The following is a 20311-nucleotide window of genomic DNA, read 5'->3' as shown; positions in this document are numbered from 1 at the left end:
ACTCACTCCCCCGTGCAATGAACGGGCCTTTCCTTGCAAATTTTGCAAGGAAAGGCCCGTTCATTGCGGGGGGAGGGGGGAGGGGGAGGGGGAAGCGCGGGGGCCGCCGGGTGGAGGCACCGATGTGGCATTGGGGACGTTGAGTGTCCCCAATGCCACATTGGGGGCGTCGGCGTCAGGGGCTCAAAGGAGCTCAGGTCCGTGAAGGCAGATCCCGCCGCGTAGGCACGGCCGTCAGCAGCGTGAACAGCACCGCGGCGATCTGCGCCAGCAGCAACAGGTTCCGCGTGGTGCCCTGGTGCTCCACCACCACCTCCGAAGGCGCGGGAGGCACCGAGACCGCCACCTGATGCCCCCAGGCCCGCACGATAGGCACGGCCTTGCCGTCCACGGTCGCCTGCCAGCCCGCCTCGAACTCCGCGGCCAGCACGAGCAGCCGTCCGGTCGGCCCTTCCGAGACACGCACCCGCACGTCCGGCAGCCCGGCCTGCACCGGCGCCACCCCTGGCGACGCCCCCGGCGCGCCCTTCCCGGTCACGGCCGCCTGCGCCAGTTCCGGCGAGATGAGCGCCACCTGACCGCCCGCGGGCAGCAGCCGCAGCACCGGACGCCCGTCCGAGGTCTGCGCCGCCGCAACCACCAGATCCCGCGCCAGTTCGACGAAAGCCGAACCGTCCGCACCGGCGGGCAGCACGACGTACAGCACTCCCGAAGCCGCAGCGGCCGCGAAGGCCTGCTTGACCGCGTCCGGCGAACCGGTCAGCAGGTCGCGGCGCCACGAGGCCAGCCTGTCGGCGCTGCCGGGTGTCGGCGCGAGTTCGTCGTCGCCGTAGAGCGGCAACCGGCCCCCGGTCTGCCGAACGGGCTCACCCACGACCAGGACCGAGCGTCCGCTGGAGGCCAGGTCGTCGACGGCGAGCGAGGGACGCGCGCCCGACCGCAGCGGGCCTTCCCGGCCGGCGGCGACCGCGCCGGTCACCAGCGTCAGCAGCACGAGCACCCCGGCCACGGCCGTGACCTTCGTCAGCCACGGCGCGGGTTCGACGGTCGTCCCGCCGCGCTGCCAGGTGGCCAGCACCGTCCACAGCAGCCCCGCGCCGATCACCAGCAGCGGCACCCCGGCGTACCCGGTCGCGTGCGCGCCGCCCGTCATCGGCGTCACCGCCACGAACCGCACCGCCACGAGCCCGAGCACACCCAGCACGACGACGGCGACACCGGCGCCCGCGCCCCTCGACGGCCGGATCACCAGCGCGACGATCGCGGCCGCGACCAGCGCCACCCCGATCGGCCAAGCGCCGGGACCGCCGGGATCCAGTCCGGCGAGATCGGCACCGGACGCGGCCGTGGCGGCACCGCCGAGCCCGTGCAGCAGCAGTTCCGGATGCCTCAGCAGCACACTCGGCCACGGCAGCAGCAACGCCAGCGGCAGGAAGACCACGATGCCGACCGACGCGATCCGCCGCGCGAGCCCGGTCGGCGAGGGCAGCACCACGAACCCGACCACCAGCCCGACCAGCGCCAGCGCGTGCGCCAGCGGCGAGAAGGCGCCGATCAGCGCCAGCCCGATCGCGCTCAGCGCGGAAACGTGCAGCCATCGCGAGTCCGCGCGGACCAGCAGCCCGACGATGCCCGCGATCACCAACGGCAACAGCAGATGCACGACGACGACGTCGAGCCGTCCCTGCGCGACCGAAGCCGTGGCGGCGGGCAGCACGCCGTACGCCGCCGCGACGACGGCACGAACCCAGCGGCGCACGCGAAGGTGCCGAGTGGCCACGTACGCGCTCAGGGCGGCGAGCGGGATGTCCCCGATCAGCAGGATCGCGACCAGCGCCGCGGGTCCGCCGATCGGTGTGAAGATCGCGCCGAGGGTGCCCAGCACCGGCAGTGTCGCGGGCGCGGGGCTCGCCGTCCCGCCCGCGATCGCGTGCCACGGCGCGAGATACGACGACCAGATCTCGCCGAGCCCGCCGACAGGCAGCAGTTTTCCGCCGAAGAGGTCCAGTCCGAGCCGGGAACCGTTGACCACGAAAGCGAGCGCCGTCAGCACGACCAGCATGAGGACCGGCGGGGCGAACACGGTCGCGCCGAGCACCCGCTTCCGGTCGACCTCGACGAACACGAGTTCCGGCTCCGGCCGCCGCCCGCCGTCACGCGGCACCGGCGACGGTTTCGGCCTGCCGGCTGCGGGTTTCTCGGACACTTCTTCGGGGACCGCGACCGCGACGACCGCGCTGGGCCGCCGGAGTCCCGTTCCCCGCGAGCCGACCCCGCGCATCGCCCCGGCGGGCAGCGCCCCGGGGCCGACGGGGCGATCTTGCCCGGCCCGCACCGCCTCCGGCGGGATCCAGGCGCCTTCCTGGTCCGCGCTCTCCGGCACGGTCCCGAGGGCGAAGTCCCGTTCGACACCGCGCCGGACGAGGCCGACGACACCGGCGCGGACCGCGTTGCGCATCCGCGTCGCCCGCCCGATGAACAGGCCGCGGACGTCACCGGGCCGGTCTGTCTCCCGGCGTTCGGCGCGGGCCGCGCGCAGTCCGCCGCGGCCGCGCAGCAGGTACCAGGTCGCCGCGAGTTCCGCGCCCGCCTCGCCGGTGCGGCGCAGCAGCAGGAACGCGAGCGCCCGGAAGAGCGCGAAGAACGGAATTCGAATCAGGCCGAACCAAAAGGACAACGGGGAGCAATTGACGAGGAACACCCGGAGCCCGTGCGCGCGGTTCGCCGTCGCGAGGGAAAGGCCGAGCGCGTCCGGTTCCCGTTGCCCGGTACTGAGCGCGCGGGCGTGCCGGAGCCTGGCGTCCGCCACCGAGAGCACGCGGCCGCCCGCGGCGTTGGCGCGCCAGCCGAAGTCGAGATCCTCGCGCAGCAAGGGAAACCCGGGGTCGTAGCCGCCGAGGTCGTGCCAGACTTCCCGCCGCACCAGTGATCCCGCGCTCGGCACGGCGAGCACCGCGGTGTCGGCCTCTTCGGGCGAGATCTGCTGCCGGTGACCGATGGCGTCGGTCGACAGTCCGGCTTCGACGATCAGCCGCGGGTCGCTCCAGTCCACCGCGAGCGGGCCGAGCACCGTCGCCTCGGGCTCGTTTTCGGCCGCTGCCAACAGATTTTCGAGACAGTCCGGTTCCGGCGCGCAGTCGTCGTGCAGCAGCCAGAGCCAGCCGCCGGGATCTCCCCAGCGTTCGACGGCGTGCTCGACGGCCTCGCCGACCGCGGCTCCGAAGCCGACGTCATCCGAAAGTGTGAGAATCCCGTCCAGAACCGGAGTGGTGTCGGTACCGCCGACGACGCCTTCGGACGCGGCCGCGTCGGCGAGGATCTTGGCCGTCCGGTCGGTGGAGCCGGTGTCCACGGCGAGCACGTGCCGGGGCCGGACACCGCTGCGCCGGAGCGCGGAAAGCGCCAGTGGCAACCAGTTCTCGCCGTTGTGACAGACCACAATGGCCAGTACGGGGACCGTGCGCAGCACAGGTGACGCGGCAGTGCGAGACAACGGGCACTCCAGATGTGGCGGCGAAGTCGAGTGCCGCCACCCTACGACGCGACCCTGTCACCCGTTGGTGGCCCCACTATGTGGATGCGGGGCAGGAAGCGATCTCCGGCGCACTGGAGGTGCCGGAGATCGCCGTCACACAGCTCGCTTTTTCAGTTTCCTACGCTCACGTTCGGAGAGCCCGCCCCAAATACCGAACCGCTCGTCATGCGCGAGGGCGTACTCGAGGCACTCGTCCTTGACCTCGCAACCGAGGCAGATCCGCTTGGCTTCGCGGGTGGAGCCGCCCTTCTCGGGGAAGAACGCCTCCGGGTCCGTCTGCGCGCAGAGGGCCCGTTCCTGCCAGTCCTGCTCTTCCGCGGAGGCATCGTCGAAAAGCTCGGTGAGATCGCCCAGTTGCTGCTCCGGGACCTCACCCCAACCCACGACTTGCCCCCATTCCCTTCCATCTGCTTCCAACCGCACGTCCGCCTCCTCGCTGTCCACGCACTCCCCAGGCTGGCGGTGTTGAAACACCATCCGCCGCCCCCTTCCAGCGACGAATGACATCACTGTGATTACACCCGTGTAGTGCGGTCAGGTCAAGCGGAGTAGCGAGTTCGGGGGATACCCGCGCCCCATCGCGCAAGGGGACACGCCGGTAACTTCACATCGGGCATACGGAAGACTGGTGGAGTGCAGAGATCAGCAGTGCGGCCCAGCCCGATCTTCCTCGGCATCCTCGCGGTCACCGTCCTGGGCGGTGTACTGGCGGCTTTCGGTGATGCGACCACGATTTCCAGCCAGAAGTACGACCCGCTGATCATCGCCGGGGTGGTCCTTCTCGTCGCCGGCGGCTGGGTCGCGTCACTGACGCTGCACGAGTTCGGGCACGCCGTCGTGGCGTTCCGCGGCGGTGACCACAGCGTCGCCCACAAGGGTTATCTGACCATGGACGTCCGGAAATACACGGATCCGGTGCTGTCCATCATCCTGCCGTTGGTGTTCCTCATCATCGGCGGCATCCCGCTGCCGGGTGGCGCGGTGTGGATCGAACACGGGCGCCTGCGGTCGCGATCCGTCCAGTCGTGGGTTTCGCTCGCCGGGCCGCTGAGCAACCTCGCCGTCGGCGTGGTGCTGGCGCTCCTCGTCGCGCTGGTGCCGATGGCGAACGGGCTCGTGATCGGGCTCTCGTTCCTGGCGCTGCTTCAGATCGTCACGTTCCTGCTGAACATCCTGCCGATCCCCGGCCTCGACGGCTGGGGCGCGATCGAGCCGTACCTTTCGCCCGGTGCGCGCGAGTTCGGCGCGAAGGTCCGGCCGTGGGCGCCGATCGCGCTGTTCGCCGTGCTGTTCCTTCTGCCGGGAGCCAGCCCGCTGCTGTGGAAGGTGTCCTACGCGATCTTCGACACCGTCGGGGGTTTCAAACTCGCCGCCATGTACGGCCAGGACGCGTTCACGTTCTGGAACTGAGTTCGCCGTCGGGGTGTTCGACGAACCACTCGTGCGCCCGTTTCCAGACGCGTTTGAGGCCGGACCGCTCGCCGAGGTAGTCGCCCGCCATGCCGACGACCGGCAACTTCCCGAGCGCACGGTGGAAAAGGCGGCCACGAGGCCGCTTCTCCAGTTCTTCGACGATGCCCAGCAACCCCCGGCCGAGTCGCCACAGCGTGCCCGCGGCCGCCTTCAGGGTGACCTTGCCGTGCTTCTTCTTCGCTTCGTCGAGTTCTTCGGTGAGCTTCGCCGCTTCGTCGTCTTCGGCGGCCTTGTCGTGTTCGGCGTGCTTGCCCGCCGCGACCACCGGATCGATGTCCCGCTCGAAGAGCACCCACGCGATCAGCCGGACCCGCGCGCCGACGTCGGTCACGCCGTACTCCCCCGCGATCGCGCACAGCAACACTCCCTGCGACGCCGAGCCGAGCGCGTCCTGCACGGGCAGCCTGTCGGCGAGCGCGCCGCCGAGGCCGGGGATCGCGGTGATCAGCGCGGTGAACCGGCCGACCCGGTTCACCCACCAGTCGGTCCGCTGGTAGTTCGTCATCTCCGCCCAGGCCGCGGTGCCGGGCACCTTGACCGAGGTGATCCCGTCAAGCAGCTTGTCCTTCAGTTTCGGCTCGACGCCTTCCAGCGCGTCCTCACGCCGCCCCCTGGCCTGCAGGCCGAACGGATCCGCGTCGCGCAGCGCGTCGACCATCGGACCGCAGGCGCGGACGAACGGCCGCAGCACCGCCACGACCTGGCGATCCGAAATCGCTTCACCCATCTTCGCCTCCCTTGGCGGCTTTCGCCGCCGTGCCCAGACCGCTGCCCAGCGCCAGCGCTCCCGGAAGGGCGCCGCCGCCGATCAGCAGCAGTGCCCGCCAGTCCTGTACCAGCACCAGATCACCACCGGGCCCGGTCACACCCATCCCGAGTACGACAAGTACCCAGACGAGCAGCGGAATCACCGAAAAGGAGGGCCGGACCACTTTCGCGGTCGTCCTCACCAACAGCGGTGTGGTGATCACCGCGAGGACCACGGTCACCGGGAACGGGGCGTCACCGAGTTTCGGCAGCACGATGCCGTCGAGCCGGAGCGGCAGGAAGAACAGTTCGAGCAGACCGAGCAGAAGCGCGGCGAAGCACAGCACCACCAGCATCAGGCGCCGTCCGGTCGAGAGCGGCTGTGACGGGACGGTCACTTCGCGAGTCCCCCGAACAGGTCGGCCGCGGCACCTTCGGCCGGTCCGTGGGCGAGGACGAAGTACTCGTCCGGGGTGATCGGCTGCGCGACGTCGTTGCTCAGCGCGAAATGGTCCGCGAGATGCGGCGCCGCGGGCACGCTGACCTGGGTCTCGTGCGCCCGCAACGCGGCGGCCTTCGCGGGGAGGTGCGCGCCGACGTCGAGGACGGTCGTGATCGTCTCGTCCGGCGTCACCGGCAGTTCACCGTCTTCGGGGACACGGAACGCCGAGCGACCGCGCAGCGCGGCGAGCCCGGCGGTCACGGCGTCGCGGGAAGAAACGGTATGGAAGACCCGCTCGACCGAAGCGGCCTTCGGCGCGGCGGCCATCGTGATCTCGTGCGCGCGGATGTGGTCGGGATGCCCGTAACCCCCGAAAGCGTCATAAGTGACGACGACCTCGGGCCGGACCTCGTCGAGGATCTCCGCGAGCTGGGCCACCTGCTCGTCGGGGTCGCCGCCGGAGAACGCGCGTGGATGCGCCGCGGACGGCGTCCCGGCCATCCCCGAGTCACGCCAGCGCCCGATGCCGCCGAGATACCGGTGCCGGGTGACGCCCAGCGCGGCACAGGCCGACGCCAGTTCGCCCGCGCGGTAGCCGCCGAGCTGATCGGAGGCCCACGAACCGAGCCCGGCGAGAGGCGGCGGGATGATCTCGCCTTCCTCACCGAGAGTGCACGTGACAACGGTCACGTCGGCGCCTTCGGCCGCGTAGCGCGCGATGGTGCCACCGGTGGTGATGCTCTCGTCGTCCGGATGGGCGTGCACGAGGAGCAATTTGGGCCGCGCGGAGATCACGGCTTGAAGACTAATTCGAACACGGCGCGCTTTCCTTTATAGGGTGTCGGGAACGGAAGCCCCGAGCACCGACCTTAGTCGGGCCACTCTCGGTTATCCTCGCGCGAGTCACGGGCTTTGCGCCGTGACCATATGTACCCCCACGAAGGGCATCTTGGTGAGCACTGAAGCAGCATCGTCGGACCTCGGCGGCGTGTCGGGTTCGGTTCTGTCCATCTCCGACCTGAGCGTCTCGTTCCCGACCGACGACGGCGTGGTCAACGCCGTCAAGGGCATCGGATTCGACGTCAAGCCTGGTGAAATCGTCGCGGTGGTCGGCGAGTCCGGTTCCGGCAAGTCGGTGACCTCGATGTCGGTGCTCGGGCTGCTCCCGAAGACGAGCCGGATCGCGGGCGAACTCCGCCTCGGCGACCGCAACCTCGCCGACCTCAAGGAGAAGGACCTCCAGAAGATCCGCGGCAACCAGGTCGCGATGATCTTCCAGGAGCCGATGACCGCGCTGAACCCGGTCTACACCGTCGGCTGGCAGCTGCGCGAGGCGCTCCGCTCCCACCAGGACATCTCGAAGGAAGCCGCCGACAAGCGCGCCATCGAGCTGCTGGAGATGGTCGGCATCCCGAACCCGCCGCTGCGCTTCAAGCAGTACCCGCACCAGCTCTCGGGCGGTCTGCGCCAGCGCGTCGTCATCGCGATGGCGATCTCGTGCGACCCGAAGGTGATCATCGCCGACGAGCCGACCACGGCACTCGACGTCACCGTGCAGGCGGAGATCCTCGGCCTGCTGCGCAAGCTGCGCGACACCCTCAACACCGCCATCGTGCTGATCACGCACGACATGGGCGTCGTCGCCGACCTCGCCGACCGCGTGGTCGTGATGTACCAGGGCAACATCGTCGAAGAGGCCCCGGTGCGCGACCTGTTCGCGTCGCCGCGGGAGGAGTACACCCGCAAGCTGCTCGCCGCGGTGCCCGTGCTCGGCCAGCGCCCCGAAGGACGCCGCCTGCTCGACGACGCCGGCATCTCCGCCGACAGCGACGAGGCCTCGAAGATCGCCGAGGAGATCCGCCTCGAGGACAGCGAACTCGCGGCCGTGATCGAAGAGAACGCGCCGGCGCTCGAGATCAAGAACCTCGTGCTGGAGTACCCCGGCCGCCGCGGCCAGGCGAAGAACCGCGCGGTGGACGACGTCTCGCTGAGCATCGCCAAGGGCGAGATCGTGGGCCTGGTCGGCGAATCCGGTTCCGGCAAGTCGACCGTCGGCCGCTGCGCGATCCGCCTGCTGACCCCGACCGAGGGCACCGTCTCGATCGCGGGCAAGGACATCACGAACATGTCCAACAAGGATCTGCGCCCGCTGCGCCGCTACTTCTCGATCGTGTTCCAGGACCCGGCCTCCACGCTGGACCCGAAGATGACCATCGGCGAGTCGATCGCCGAGCCGATGGTGCTGCACAAGTTCCTGGCGGGCAAGGCGCTGAACGAGCGCGTGGCGTCCCTTTTGGACAAGGTCGAGCTCGGCGGCCACTACCGCAACCGGTACCCGCACGAGCTGTCCGGCGGCCAGCGCCAGCGCGTCGCCATCGCGCGGGCGCTCTCGCTCGACCCGGCGCTGCTGATCGCGGACGAGCCGACCTCGGCGCTGGACGTCTCGGTGCAGGCGCGGGTGCTGGACCTGTTCCTCGACCTGCAGCGCTCGCTGCAGTTCGCGTGCCTGTTCATCAGCCACGACCTCGCCGTCGTCGACCTGCTGGCCGACCGCGTCGCGGTGATGCAGCACGGCAAGCTCGTCGAGGTCGGCACCCGTGACCAGGTGCTGCACTCGCCGCGCGAGGAGTACACGCGCCGTCTGCTTTCGGCCGCTCCGGTGGCGGACCCGGTGCTGCAGGCCAAGCGGCGTGCGGCCTGGGAGGCGGGCAAGCTCGCTCCGGTCGCGGACTGACGCTTCTGGAAGTACGTGAAGGCCCCCTTCCTTGCGCTAGACGCAGTGAAGGGGGCCTTCACTGCGTCTGATGCCATGAAGGACCCCTTCGGCCATGGTCGGCACGGCGTCGTGAGTGGCGATTCGGGTAGGGCCGAGGGTGTCTTGGTCACCTACTGGCTTCTGGCTGCGGTCGTTCGCGGGGGCGGGCCGTGAAGGGCCCCTTGCCTACCTTGAGCGTAGGGATGGAGGCCTTCACTACCTTCGTGATCGCTGCGGTCGCCACCTTCGCCCTACCCGCACCAGCGGTCACAGCGGCTGCGCGTGAAGGCCCCTTTCCTCGGCTCAGCCGAAGAAACTCGCCCCTCACGCCTCCCCCACATCCGGTACACGAAGAAGGCCCCCTTCCCGAGGGAAGGGGGCCTTCACGCGTTAAAGCAGGTGTTACGCCTTCATCCGGCGCTGCCGCGGGTCGAAAGCGTCCCGCAGGCCGTCACCGATGAAGTTGATCGTCAGCGAGATCAGCACCAGCACGATGAACGGGCCGAAGAACAGCGCCGGCCGGTTCTGCAGCTGCGAGTAGTTCTCGAGGATGACGCGGCCGAGCGAGGTGTCCGGCAGCTGCACCCCCAGCCCGATGAAGGACAGCGCCGCCTCGATCAGCACGGCCTGCGCGACCGCGAGGGTCGCGTTGACCGTGATGAGGCCGACCATGTTCGGCACCAGGTGCTTGAACACGATGTGCATCGTCCCGGCGCCGGACGCGCGAGCGGCGTCCACGAATTCGCGCTGGGACAACGACATCGACTCGGCCCTGGCGATACGGGCGATCGACATCCAGCCGAAGGCCGCCAGCACCATCGCGACGATGTACCAGGCACCACCGCCGAACACCTTCGCCAGGATCGCCGCCGCGGCGATCTGCGGGACGATCAGGAACAGGTCCGTCACCCGCGAGATCGCCGAATCGGTGAACCCGCGCAGATACCCCGCCATGGCCCCGAAAACGGTGCCGATGGTGGTGGCGACGATCGACACGATGAGCGCGATCAGGAGCGAGTACTGGGTACCGCGCAGGATCTGCGACACCATCTCCTTGCCGACCTGCGTCGTCCCGAGCGGGTAGTCCCCGCTGGGCTTCGCGAAGGACGGGAAGGAGCTGTCCTCGTAGTCGTACGGCCAGAAGATCGGCATGATGATCACGGTCAGCACGAGGATCAGCAGGATCGCCGTACAGACCATGGCCAGCTTGTGCCGCAGGAACTTGCGCAGGACCAGCTTGCCCTGACTCCGGGGCTCGGGCAGCGCTTCCGGGGAAAGCTTGCCGTCGGCGGTGTCCGCCGTGATTAGGGAATTCAAGTCAGCCAACGCGAATCCTCGGGTCCAGGATGCCGTACATCAGGTCGGCGATCAGGTTGGCGATGATGATGCTCGTGGCGATGACCACCAGCCAGCCCATCATCACCTGGGGATCGCTCTTGGTCACGGCTTCTACGAGCAACTTACCCATGCCGTTCCAGTTGAACACCGACTCGGTGATGATCGCGCCCGAGAGCACGGCACCGAAGTTGACGGAGAACAACGTGGTCACCGGGATCAGGGCGTTCCGGAACGCGTGGCGGAAGATGACCCGCCCGTTGGCGAGGCCCTTGGCCCGCGCGGTCCGGACGTAGTCGGCGTTCAGCGTCTCCAGCATCGAGGCCCGCTGGAACCGGCTGTACGCGGCGAAGCTGATCGCCATGATGGACAGCGTCGGCAACAGGTAGGCGCCCACGTAACTGGCCAGGAACCCGCCCGGACCGTCGAAGTTCAACGATTCGGGGCTCGTGGTGCGAATCCAGGGGTTACCGAGCACATCGGACAGTCCCAGGTCCCGGACCCAGCCGTTGAACTGGATCGCGTATCCCTTGAGGACGATCGCGACACAGAAGATCGGCATCGAGAACAGCAGGAACGCCAGCGTCGTCGCGATGTAGTCGATGATCGAGTACTGCTTGACAGCGGCGACGACACCGACCAGGACGCCGAGGACCAGCGCGAGCAGTTCCGCGCCGACGACGAGCTTCGCGGTGACCTCGAACGCGGCCATGACCTTCGGGAACACCGGGGCCAGCGCGTTGCCCTGGGCGATCGAAATGCCCCAGTCCCCGCTCACGAAGCTGCCGAGCCAGTCGAAGTACCGGAGGACGATGTTCTTGTCCAGACCGAGCTGACTCGCGATCTGGTTCAGGGTCTCCGGACTCATGGCGGGATTGCTTCTCAGCTCACCCAGCGGGTCGCCCGTGCCGGCGACCATGATGAAACACAGAAAAGTCCCGACCAGCAGGACGGGAATCGAGATCGCCAGACGGCGAAGGATGTAGATCACCAGGTTCAACGAACTGCTCCTCATCCGGGCCTGGCCGCCGAAGTACTGGACCGCTGCCCGGTTGTCCACCGTAGTGGCGGTAACCCTACGGTCAACAGCTACTTCCGGCGGGTACGGGGCCCGGCTTTTGACCGGGCCCCGTACCACCAGGATCGCGTAGGCGAATGGTGAGAAAAAGCGGGCCTAGACCCTACTTCTTCTGCTCCCACTCACCGACGTTCCACAGGACACCGTTGTACGACTGCATGTAAGTGCGGTCGATGCCCTTGAACGCCCACATGGACGGGGTCTGGAACAGCGGCAGAGTCGCGTACTCGTCCGCGATCGCCTGGTCCGCCTTCTGGTAGTTCTCCAGCTGCACGGCCTCGTCGGTGGCCTTCACGGCCGCCTCGAAGGAGGAGTCGATCGTCGGGTTGGACAGGCCCTGGTAGTTCTGGCTGCTGTCGTCGACCCGGGTGATGTAGATCGACTTCTGCTCGGCCTTGAACGGAGCGGCCGACCAGCCGAAGAGCGCGACTTCGTAGTCACCGGCCGCGAGACGGCCACCCTTCAGGAAGTTGGCGTCGGTTTCGTCGGTGATCTCGATACCGGCGAGCTTGGCCTGCGAGATCACGATCTCGACGGTCTGCGTCCGGCGGGCGTTCTGGTTGTGCGAGATCTTGAACGAAGCGCGCTTCCCGTCCTTGGCGAAGATGCCGTCAGCGCCCTTGGCCCAGCCGGCCTCGGTCAGCGTCTTGGCGGCGGCCTCGGCACCGAGACCGGCCTTGCTGCTGTACAGGTCCTTGAAGCCCTGCTCGCCCGGCATGAACACGATGCTGTTCAGCGGGGTCGCGTCGGCCTGGACTTCCTTGAGCAGCTTGTCGGTGATCTCCTGGCGGTTGACCACCTCGAAGAACGCCTTGCGCAGCGACTTGTCCGCGAAGATCTTCTTGTAGTTCAAGTCGAAGTGCTCGAAGGTCAGCTGCGAACCCGAACCGTAGGTCACGCCCTGAGCCGAAAGGCTCTTGAGGGTGTTGGCCGCGGTGGCGTCCGGCTGGGTCGACGCCGCGACGTCGATCTCACCGTTCTGCAGCGCGGTCGCCATGGCCTTGGTGTCCTCCATCGCCCTCACGACGATCTTGGAGGGGCCACCCTTGCCACCGATCCACTTCGGGTTCTTCTCCAGCGTGACGGCCTTCTGGTTGGCGTCGAACGCGGTGATCTTGTACGGGCCGGACGCCGGCATGTTCTCGGCCTTGAAGCCCTTGAAGTCGTTCGACCAGAACTTGCCGGCGGCGGTCAGCTGCGCCGCGTCGCCGGTCGGGGCCAGCTTGGTGATGTCCGGGATGTTCGTGTTCTTCTCGATGATGTGCGCGGGCATGATCGCGGTCGAGTTGAACAGGCCCTTGTAGTCCAGGTACGGCTCGGTGTACTTGGTCTCGAAGGTGAGGTCGTCCTTGCAGGTCGCCTCGTTGATCAGCGAGTAGCCGGTGGTCGAGGCCGCGAGGAAGGCCTGCTTGCCGTCCGCGGTCTTCGCCTTGCCGCTGTGCGCCAGCCACGACAGGTACATGTCATCACAGTCGAACGCCGCGTCGTCGGACCACTTGACGTTCGGCTTGATCTTGTAAACGACGGTCTGCGGCTCCTTGGTGGTGACCTCCCAGGAGTCGAACACGTCGTTGTTCAGCAGCACCTTGTTGTTGCCGTCGAGCACGTCGGCACCGGCGAGCACGGCAGTCAAGATGTAGGTGTTGTACGACGAGTTGGTGTCAGGCGTGTCGTTGTTGTAGCCCGAGTACCCGTCGTCGATGCCCACCGTGACGGTGCCTTCGTACCCCGGGGTGTCCGCGAGCTTGAAGTTTTCGCCGTTCTGCGCCTTGCCGACCGCCATGCTCTTGATGTCGGTCGACGACCCGTTCTGGTCGGTACTGCCGCTGTCGCCACCGCTGCATGCGCTCAGCACAAGCGCGGAGGCCGCGACGAGCGACCAGGCGGAGACTGCCTTGGACTTCCTCATGAAGTGTGCCCTCCTAGCACTGGGCTCCTGAGATCGGAACAGGACCCCACACCGCTCCGGTGAGATGGCCCGGAGCCTATGACACGCCAAGCAACACTCATTTGGCGCACTGCGGGTGCACGCTAGAAAGGAAATGCACGAACAGTCACCAGTTACGGGGGGATCGTGACCAAAGGGTAACTTGCGGCTGACATCGAGAAATACAGTGGTTACCTGGAGGAATCAGTCGGCCACTCGAACGTGCCGAGAAAGGTCACCCTCCAGGGGCGAACTTCGACTCGAATCGGCTACTTCGGACCGCGCGTCCAGTTCACCGCCGACCCGAAAGGGCCCACCATAGGAGGACCTGCGGTTACTCCGGAAATACCAGAGCCGATGGCCAGGGTATCGGCCAGCTGGAACAACGGAATGGCAACATTCCGACGCCACAATTCCGGTTCCAGGGTCGAAAGCGTGTCGGCGACCGGCGTGGTGCCGGTCAGCGCGGCGTCGATCGACGGCTGCAGGGCCGGGTCGCAGAAGCCCAGCGGGTTCCCCGGGACGACGGCCTTGGTCTTCTCGGTGAGCTGATCGGGGCGGCAGCCGAAGGTGGACGCCAGCGCCGACGCGACGTCCGCACCGCCGGTGACCTGGCCGATCACGGCGATGTCGATGCCGACGTTGCCCGCGCCCTCCGGCGTCGTCTGCTGGATCCCGTTGAGCACCGGCATGGCCAGCAGCGTCGAGAACAGCTCCCTCGGCTGCGGCGCGATCGCGTTGACCTCGATCCCCGCGGCCACCAGTTGCGCCGTCAGCTCCTTGGCGATCGTCGCGTACGGCTCCTGCTTGGCGGGAGAGGCGACGACCAGCGAAAGGTTCTTCCCGTTCTTGCGCCAGGTCCCGGCTTCCTTGGTGTAACCGGCGGATTTGAGCAGTTCCTCGCCCCTGGCCGGATCAGCCGTCGACGGCGGGCCGGGCGCCGGGATGGTCGGCTGGAAGCCGGTGGCCGACGGGACGCGGACCTGGGCGTCGGCGCGGAGCTTGTCCGACGGGCCGCCCTCGGCCGCCTCGGTGATCAGCTTGCCCCGGTCGATCAGCGCGGTGACGCCTTCGCGCACCTTCGGATCCGACAGCGTCGGGCTCACCGGCCGCAGGAGGATCTGCGCGACCGTGGGGCGGGCGACCGTGTGCAGCTGGACCGCGGAGCCGAGCTCGCCGAGCCGTTTGAGCCCGGTGCCGTCGGTCCTGGTCATCACGAACTGGTCGTTGCCGCTGCGCAGAGCGGCCAGTGTGCCGTCCTGATCGGCCGCACGGAGCACGATCCGGTCCAGTGCGGAGGGTTTCTCCCAGTAGCGCTCGTTGCGCTCCAGGACGACCTCTCCGCGCGCCGTGTCGAGCCCCTTGATCGAGTACGGCCCGGCGACGGCCGGGAACGTGCTCGCCAGCGCGCCCCGCCAGCCGTTCGGGGCGTCCTTGAGCAGGTGCGCGGGCAGGAGGTTGTTGAAGAGCGTCTGCCAGCCCGGGTACGGCTTGCCGAAGGTGACCTCGACGCGCTTGCCGCCTTCACGCGACTGGATGTCGGAGATCAGCCGGTAGCCCGCTGCGCCGATGACGCCTGGCTGATCGCGCATCGCCTCGCGGAGGTAGGCGAAGTCCTCGGCGGCGATCGGCGCGCTGTCGGACCAGGAGGCGTCCGGCCGGATCGTGTAGGCGACCGTGAACGGCTGCTGCGAGACGACCTCGGCGGACTTCATCAGGTTCTTGTCCAGCTCGAAGCTGCCGTCGTCCTTCGGGCGGAACACCGACGGGAGCAGCAGCTGCGACAGCGCGGACGTCACCTGGGAGGCGTCGGCGAGGTTGTGCGGGTTGTAGCCGCCGAGAACGTCGTCGACACCCACGACGACCTGCGAAGGCGCCTTCGTGGTCGAGGTGCTCACTGGGGAGGCCGAGGAGCTGACCACGGGCGGGGGCGGGGTGTTGCTGCAGGCAGCGAGGAGCACGGCCGCGCACGCCAGCATGGGCGCCGCTGTGTTCACTACCCGCACGCCTGAATCCTCCTGGTTTGTCCCTCGCCCCGCCGCCATAGAGCTACCACGCCCGGCACGGCCCTGACAGCGAGATTCCCATATCGGCCCGGCCGTCGCCCGACCGGATGCCGCCCCTCCGGTGGACGTCCGGGACCCCCGGGAGGTTCCTGCCCGGGCCGAAGGAAACTTTTCGGCCGGGGCGAACGGCCGCCGGAACGCGCCGGAAATCGGTTCCGCGAGCCCGGAACATTCCGGAACGCCCACCGGAATGTTCGCCACCGGACGATTCATGGCAAAACGATCGTGATCACTTCCCCGGTGCCGTTCTCACGTCGTTTAGCGAAGGGAAGCTCTCCGACGAGTCCTCATCGGACGCATTTAGGATCCCGCGTTTTCACGGCGGCGTTCTCGGGACCGCACTCTCGCGGCCGGGGGAAGACCGTTCCGGCGTTGTGAACACCGTCCAAAAAGGAGAACGACTTCGCCCTCGGAATTGTCGGGAAAGGACTCCTTTTCACAAGAAACACCCGATCGAATACGGTGCGTGACCGCCGGAACCCCGGAATGACGAAGGGGCGCTTGCTCACGGTGAGTGAGCAAGCGCCCCTTCGGCGCGTTTACGTCAGCGCGCGGAGATCAACCGCGGTTCTTGTTGCGGTTCCGCTCCTTGGCGCGCTGGTTGACGTCCAGCGTGACCTTGCGGATCCGGACGACGTCGGGGGCGACCTCGACGCATTCGTCGACGGAGCAGAACTCCAGGGCCTCTTCCAGGCCCATCTTGCGCGGGCGGGCCAGCGTCTCCATCACGTCGGCGGAGGACTGACGCATGTTCGTCAGCTTCTTCTCCTTGGTGATGTTGATGTCGAGGTCCTCGGCGCGCGGGTTCTCGCCCACGACCATGCCCTCGTACACCTCGGCGCCCGGCTCGACGAAGAAGGTGCCGCGGTCGGCCAGCTGGATCATCGCGTACGCGGTGATCGGGCCGGAGCGGTCGGCGACCAAGGAGCCGGAGTGGCGGGTGCGGATCTCGCCCGCCCACGGGAAGTAGCCCTCGAAGACGTGGTTCGCGATACCGGTGCCGCGGGTCTCGGTGAGGAAGTCGGTGCGGAAGCCGATCAGGCCGCGCGCCGGGAGGACGTAGTCGAGCTTGATCCGGCCCGAGCCGTGCCCGCCCATGTGCTCCATGCGGCCCTTGCGAGCGGCCAGCAGCTGCGTGATGCCGCCGAGGTGCTCCTCCGGGGAGTCGATCGACAGGCGCTCGAACGGCTCGTGCAGCTTGCCGTCGATCATCCGGGTGACCACCTGCGGCTTGCCGACGGTCAGCTCGAAGCCCTCGCGGCGCATCTGCTCGACGAGGATCGCCAGCGCCAGCTCGCCACGGCCCTGGACCTCCCAGGTGTCGGGACGCTCGGTCGGCAGCACCTTGATGCTGACGTTACCGATCAGCTCCTGGTCGAGGCGGGCCTTGACCAGACGGGCGGTGACCTTGTCGCCGCCGCTGCGGCCGGCCAGCGGCGAGGTGTTGACACCGATGGTCATCGAGATGGCGGGCTCGTCGACGGCGATCCGGGGCAGCGCCTCGGGGTTCTCGACGTCGGCCAGCGTGTCGCCGATGGTGATCTCGGGGATGCCCGCGATGGCGACCAGTTCGCCCGCGCTGGCCTCGGTCGCCGGGACGCGGGTGAGCGCCTCGGTGACGAGCAGTTCGGAGATCCGGACGTTCTGGATGGTGCCGTCCTCGCGCATCCAGGCCACGGTCTGGCCCTTGCGCAGGTTGCCGGAGTGGATGCGGATCAGCGCGATCCGGCCGAGGAAGTTCGACGCGTCGAGGTTGGTGACCAGCGCGCGCAGCGGTCCTTCCCGGTCCGCGAAGGGCGGCGGCACGTGACGCAGCAGGGTCTCGAACAGCGGGTCGAGGTTCTCGCTCTCGGGCACCGCGCCGTCGGCGGGCTGCTCGAGGCTCGCCTTGCCCGCTCGCGCGGAGGCGAACACGACCGGCAGGTCGAGGATCGCGTCGAGGTCGGCGTCCTCGATGTCGCCCGCCAGGTCGAGAAGCAGGTCGTGGGTCTCCTCGACGACCTCGGAGATCCGGGCGTCGGGACGGTCGGTCTTGTTGACCACGAGGATCACCGGCAGGCCGGCTTCGAGGGTCTTGCGCAGGACGAACCGGGTCTGCGGGAGCGGACCCTCACTGGCGTCGACCAGCAGGACGACGCCGTCGACCATGGCCAGTCCCCGTTCGACCTCGCCGCCGAAGTCGGCGTGGCCGGGGGTGTCGATGACGTTGATGGTCACCGGGCCGTTCTCGGTCTCGCGGTGGATGGAGGTGTTCTTCGCGAGAATGGTGATGCCCTTTTCCCGCTCGAGTTCCCCGGAGTCCATCACGCGGTCGACGAGTTCGGCGCGCTCCTCGAAGGCGCCGGACTGCCGGAGCATGGCGTCGACGAGGGTCGTCTTACCGTGGTCGACGTGTGCGACGATGGCGACGTTGCGCAGGTCGGGCCGGGTCTTGCCGGAATGGCGGCCGGCATCGACTGCGGTGGCGCTGGCTGCGGGCACGCGAAGGCTCCAAAGGTTTCAAGTTCGGGTGTGGTGCCCGCGCCGCCTCGAGTGCTCACTCACGCGATCGAGTAACGTCGGCCGACTTTGGCCATACGCAGACCACACCAGGGTACCTGTAGCCGAACTGTGAGCACCCCCACGCCCCAAGATCGGTTAGCCTCACCTAACGTGAAGGCGTCGCCGACGCAGTCCGACGAGGAGCTCGAGTGGGCAAGAAACTTCCCGACGACCCGCGCAAGCTCGTGCGCAAATGGATGAAGTCCGGCAAGGTCAAGAAGAAATGCTGCAGGTCGAAGTCACGGTGCGGAAAATGCCCCGTTCTCGCCCTGAAAAAGGCGAAGACGAAGATCGCGAAAGCGGCCTGACAGCGTCCTCGTGAAGATCGTCAGTGCACCACCGCCTCGTTGACCGCCCGCAGTTCCGGCGCGGTCCGGGTCGGAGAGAATTCGATCACCTCGTAGGCGGCCATGTGCTTGATCGAGAAGGGGTCGGTCGCGAGGATCGCGTCCAGCTTTCCCCTGGCCATGGGCCTGGTGATGATGACGCCGCCGATGCGGGGGTTCCGCCTGCCGGAGGCGAGGAAATTGCCGTGCTCGTACTGCTTGGTCAGCCAGTCGGCGTGATCCGGGAGCACGTAGTCGACTTCTTCGATAGGCGCGGTGTAGGTCAAGAGGACGACATACATGAGACGACGGTAGACCCGGATCGCCAAAATGACGGGCGTACTGCCCCGGCCGATATGAAGTGTTGACGCGACCTGCCCGGAATGAGTGACGCGCGCCTTTTCTCCCCCCGCAAGTAGTCCTCTTGTCGCGGTAGTTAGATGCCGAACTATCGCGACAAGAGGACTACTTGCGGGACCTGGGTAGGATGACGGGCATGCGCGCGCAGAACGCCCAGTGGTGGCCGCCCTCCGGCGGCCCCGCAGTCCTGCGCTGAACCACACCAGCGCACCACCAGGCCGCCCCACCGGGCGGCCTTTTTCGTGCCCGGACCCTGGGGCGGCCCGAATCCGGAAGGAAGAAGGCAGATGATCAGGTTGTCCGGGATCACCCCGTCCGGCCATGTCCACGTCGGGAACCACCTGGGGGCCATCCGGCGCTGGGCGGACGAGGGCGGGCCGGACGACCTGTACTTCGTCTCCGACCTGCACGCGATGACGAACTCGCACAATCCGGCGAAGCTGCGCTCGATGGCTTCCGAACAGCTGGCCGTGCTGATCGCGGCCGGGATCGAGCCGGACCGCGTGTTCGTGCAGTCCGACATCGCCCGCGAGCTGGGCGCCCTCAACTGGGTCCTCGAGTGCACCTGCAACTACGGCGAGGCCGCCAGGATGATCCAATTCAAGGAGAAGTCGAAGGGCCAGGCTGGCGTCCGGCTGTCCCTGCTGACCTATCCGGTGCTGATGGCGGCGGACATCCTGCTGCAGGGCGCGGGTGAGGTCCCGGTCGGCGAGGACCAGCGGCAGCACGTCGAACTGGCGAGAACGCTGGCGAAGCGGTTCAACTCCACTTACGGCGACGTGTTCACCATGCCGAAGGCGGTGCTGCCGCCCGCCGGCGCGCGGATCATGGACCTCGCCGTGCCGACGCGGAAGATGTCGAAATCGACGCGGGAGGAGGCCGGGGTCATCTTCGTCCTCGACGAGGCCGACCAGGTCAGGCGGAAGGTGAAACGCGCGGTGACCGACGGCGGGGCCAAGCCCGCCTACGCGCCGGAAACCCGGCCGGGGATGGCGAACCTGCTGGACATCCTCGCGGCGTGCGTCAAGGAGAAGCCCGAGGTCCTCGCCGACCGGTACGACTCCTACGGCCAGGTGAAAGAGGCCGTCGCCGAGGCGCTCATCGAGGAGCTGCGGCCGGTCCGGGAGGGCGCGCTGGCGCTACTCGCCGACCCCGGTGAGCTGGAGCGGGTCCGCAAGGCGGGTGCCGTCCGGGCGGCGGAGCGGGGCGAACACCGGCTCCAGTCCGCGCTGCGGCTCATCGGGGCGGGCTGAACGCGCCTGGATCCGGGTCGCGAGACGCTAGGAAAGGCCCGTTGCTTGCAAAATTTGCAAGCAACGGGCCTTTCCTAGCGTCCGGCACCGGAGAGCAGGGCGTGCAGAGCCGGGAGCAGGACGCGGTCCGCAGGGAGCCAGTCGAGATCGTCGAGCTCGTGCGCGGAGATCCACCGGACGTCCTTGTGTTCCACCGCCCGCGGCTCGGCCCCGGCGGTGACCAGCGAAGCGGCGTAGATCCGCAGCACCTTCCCGTTCGGCAGCGGGACGTCGTCGCCGACCCGGCCCCCGACCGTCACGGCGACGTCCAGTTCCTCCTGGCATTCACGCGCCAAGGCGGCCTCGTCGCTTTCGCCGTCCTCGACCCGCCCGCCCGGCAGCTCCCACTGCCCGGCGTGGTCGGCGGGCCAAGCCCGCTGCTGCGCCAGCAACTGTCCGTTCCGCACGAGGGCGGCACCCACGATCACCACGCG

General features: G+C 68.2%; 16 protein-coding genes. 4 read left to right on the top strand and 12 right to left on the bottom strand.

The annotated features are described in order from the left end of the window. Positions 1-193: 193 nt before the first annotated feature. A complete protein-coding gene (locus ACLJPX_RS14880) occupies positions 194-3493 on the bottom strand; it encodes a glycosyltransferase (RefSeq protein ID WP_410600585.1) in 3300 nt (1099 codons plus the stop codon). Positions 3494-3628: 135 nt separating this feature from the next. Continuing rightward, entirely contained in the window at positions 3629-4012 is a 384-nt protein-coding gene (locus ACLJPX_RS14875) for a WhiB family transcriptional regulator (protein WP_007028952.1), read from the bottom strand. A gap of 171 nt (positions 4013-4183) precedes the next feature. Here ACLJPX_RS14875 and ACLJPX_RS14870 point away from each other — a divergent pair, with 171 nt between their 5' ends. Continuing rightward, entirely contained in the window at positions 4184-4945 is a 762-nt protein-coding gene (locus ACLJPX_RS14870; protein WP_101610459.1) for a site-2 protease family protein, read from the top strand. Here ACLJPX_RS14870 and ACLJPX_RS14865 read toward each other — a convergent pair. From ACLJPX_RS14865 to mshB, 3 genes are read right to left on the bottom strand one after another with little or no spacing between them, the layout of a single operon-like run. After that, positions 4929-5735 carry a hypothetical protein gene (locus ACLJPX_RS14865; RefSeq protein WP_101610460.1) on the bottom strand — a complete coding sequence of 269 codons (807 nt, stop codon included), beginning with the start codon at positions 5733-5735 and terminating at the stop codon, positions 4929-4931. The two genes, ACLJPX_RS14870 and ACLJPX_RS14865, sit on opposite strands and share 17 nt — an antisense overlap. Further along, positions 5728-6153 carry a hypothetical protein gene (locus tag ACLJPX_RS14860; protein WP_101610461.1) on the bottom strand — a complete coding sequence of 142 codons (426 nt, stop codon included), beginning with the start codon at positions 6151-6153 and terminating at the stop codon, positions 5728-5730. Before ACLJPX_RS14860 ends, ACLJPX_RS14865 begins: the two co-directional genes overlap by 8 nt. After that, positions 6150-6992 carry an N-acetyl-1-D-myo-inositol-2-amino-2-deoxy-alpha-D-glucopyranoside deacetylase gene (mshB, locus tag ACLJPX_RS14855; protein WP_410600584.1) on the bottom strand — a complete coding sequence of 281 codons (843 nt, stop codon included), beginning with the start codon at positions 6990-6992 and terminating at the stop codon, positions 6150-6152. The genes ACLJPX_RS14860 and mshB overlap by 4 nt, the downstream gene beginning before the upstream one ends. 157 nt (positions 6993-7149) lie before the next feature. Between mshB and ACLJPX_RS14850 the strand changes: the two genes are divergently transcribed. After that, the gene (locus ACLJPX_RS14850) at positions 7150-8931 is read left to right on the top strand and encodes an ABC transporter ATP-binding protein (protein WP_168214404.1); all 1782 of its coding nucleotides are present in this window, start codon (positions 7150-7152) and stop codon (positions 8929-8931) included. Between the two features lie 423 nt (positions 8932-9354). On the opposite strand, the gene ACLJPX_RS14845 is transcribed toward ACLJPX_RS14850, so the two are convergent. The 5 genes from ACLJPX_RS14845 to typA form a co-directional block, all read right to left on the bottom strand. Next, positions 9355-10269 (bottom strand): ABC transporter permease, encoded by a 915-nt coding sequence (locus tag ACLJPX_RS14845; RefSeq protein WP_410600752.1) that lies wholly within the window; start codon positions 10267-10269, stop codon positions 9355-9357. Between the two features lies 1 nt (position 10270). Then, positions 10271-11287 carry an ABC transporter permease gene (locus ACLJPX_RS14840; protein WP_101613496.1) on the bottom strand — a complete coding sequence of 339 codons (1017 nt, stop codon included), beginning with the start codon at positions 11285-11287 and terminating at the stop codon, positions 10271-10273. Between the two features lie 181 nt (positions 11288-11468). Then, entirely contained in the window at positions 11469-13274 is a 1806-nt protein-coding gene (locus tag ACLJPX_RS14835; protein ID WP_410600583.1) for an ABC transporter family substrate-binding protein, read from the bottom strand. A gap of 287 nt (positions 13275-13561) precedes the next feature. Then, positions 13562-15271 (bottom strand): ABC transporter family substrate-binding protein, encoded by a 1710-nt coding sequence (locus ACLJPX_RS14830; RefSeq protein ID WP_410600751.1) that lies wholly within the window; start codon positions 15269-15271, stop codon positions 13562-13564. 645 nt (positions 15272-15916) lie between these two features. Continuing rightward, a complete protein-coding gene (gene typA / locus ACLJPX_RS14825; RefSeq protein WP_101610467.1) occupies positions 15917-17839 on the bottom strand; it encodes a translational GTPase TypA in 1923 nt (640 codons plus the stop codon). Between the two features lie 209 nt (positions 17840-18048). Between typA and ACLJPX_RS14820 the strand changes: the two genes are divergently transcribed. After that, positions 18049-18207: a hypothetical protein gene (locus ACLJPX_RS14820; RefSeq protein WP_168214406.1), complete on the top strand. Its 159-nt coding sequence runs from the start codon at positions 18049-18051 to the stop codon at positions 18205-18207. Between the two features lie 20 nt (positions 18208-18227). Here ACLJPX_RS14820 and ACLJPX_RS14815 read toward each other — a convergent pair whose 3' ends face one another. Continuing rightward, complete coding sequence (locus ACLJPX_RS14815; protein ID WP_410600582.1) at positions 18228-18527, bottom strand: YciI family protein; 300 nt, start codon at positions 18525-18527, stop codon at positions 18228-18230. Positions 18528-18872: 345 nt separating this feature from the next. Here ACLJPX_RS14815 and trpS point away from each other — a divergent pair, with 345 nt between their 5' ends. Beyond that, positions 18873-19838: a tryptophan--tRNA ligase gene (gene trpS, locus ACLJPX_RS14810; protein ID WP_410600581.1), complete on the top strand. Its 966-nt coding sequence runs from the start codon at positions 18873-18875 to the stop codon at positions 19836-19838. Positions 19839-19912: 74 nt separating this feature from the next. Here trpS and ACLJPX_RS14805 read toward each other — a convergent pair whose 3' ends face one another. Beyond that, positions 19913-20308, bottom strand: coding sequence for a (deoxy)nucleoside triphosphate pyrophosphohydrolase (locus tag ACLJPX_RS14805; protein ID WP_410600580.1), 396 nt, complete (start codon positions 20306-20308; stop codon positions 19913-19915). Positions 20309-20311 lie beyond the last annotated feature (3 nt).

It is taken from the genome of Amycolatopsis sp. lyj-90 (assembly GCF_046549035.1).
Lineage (GTDB): Bacteria > Actinomycetota > Actinomycetes > Mycobacteriales > Pseudonocardiaceae > Amycolatopsis.
The sequence above is the reverse complement of the archived record's forward strand: the minus strand, read 5'-3'. Positions and strand labels throughout refer to the sequence as shown.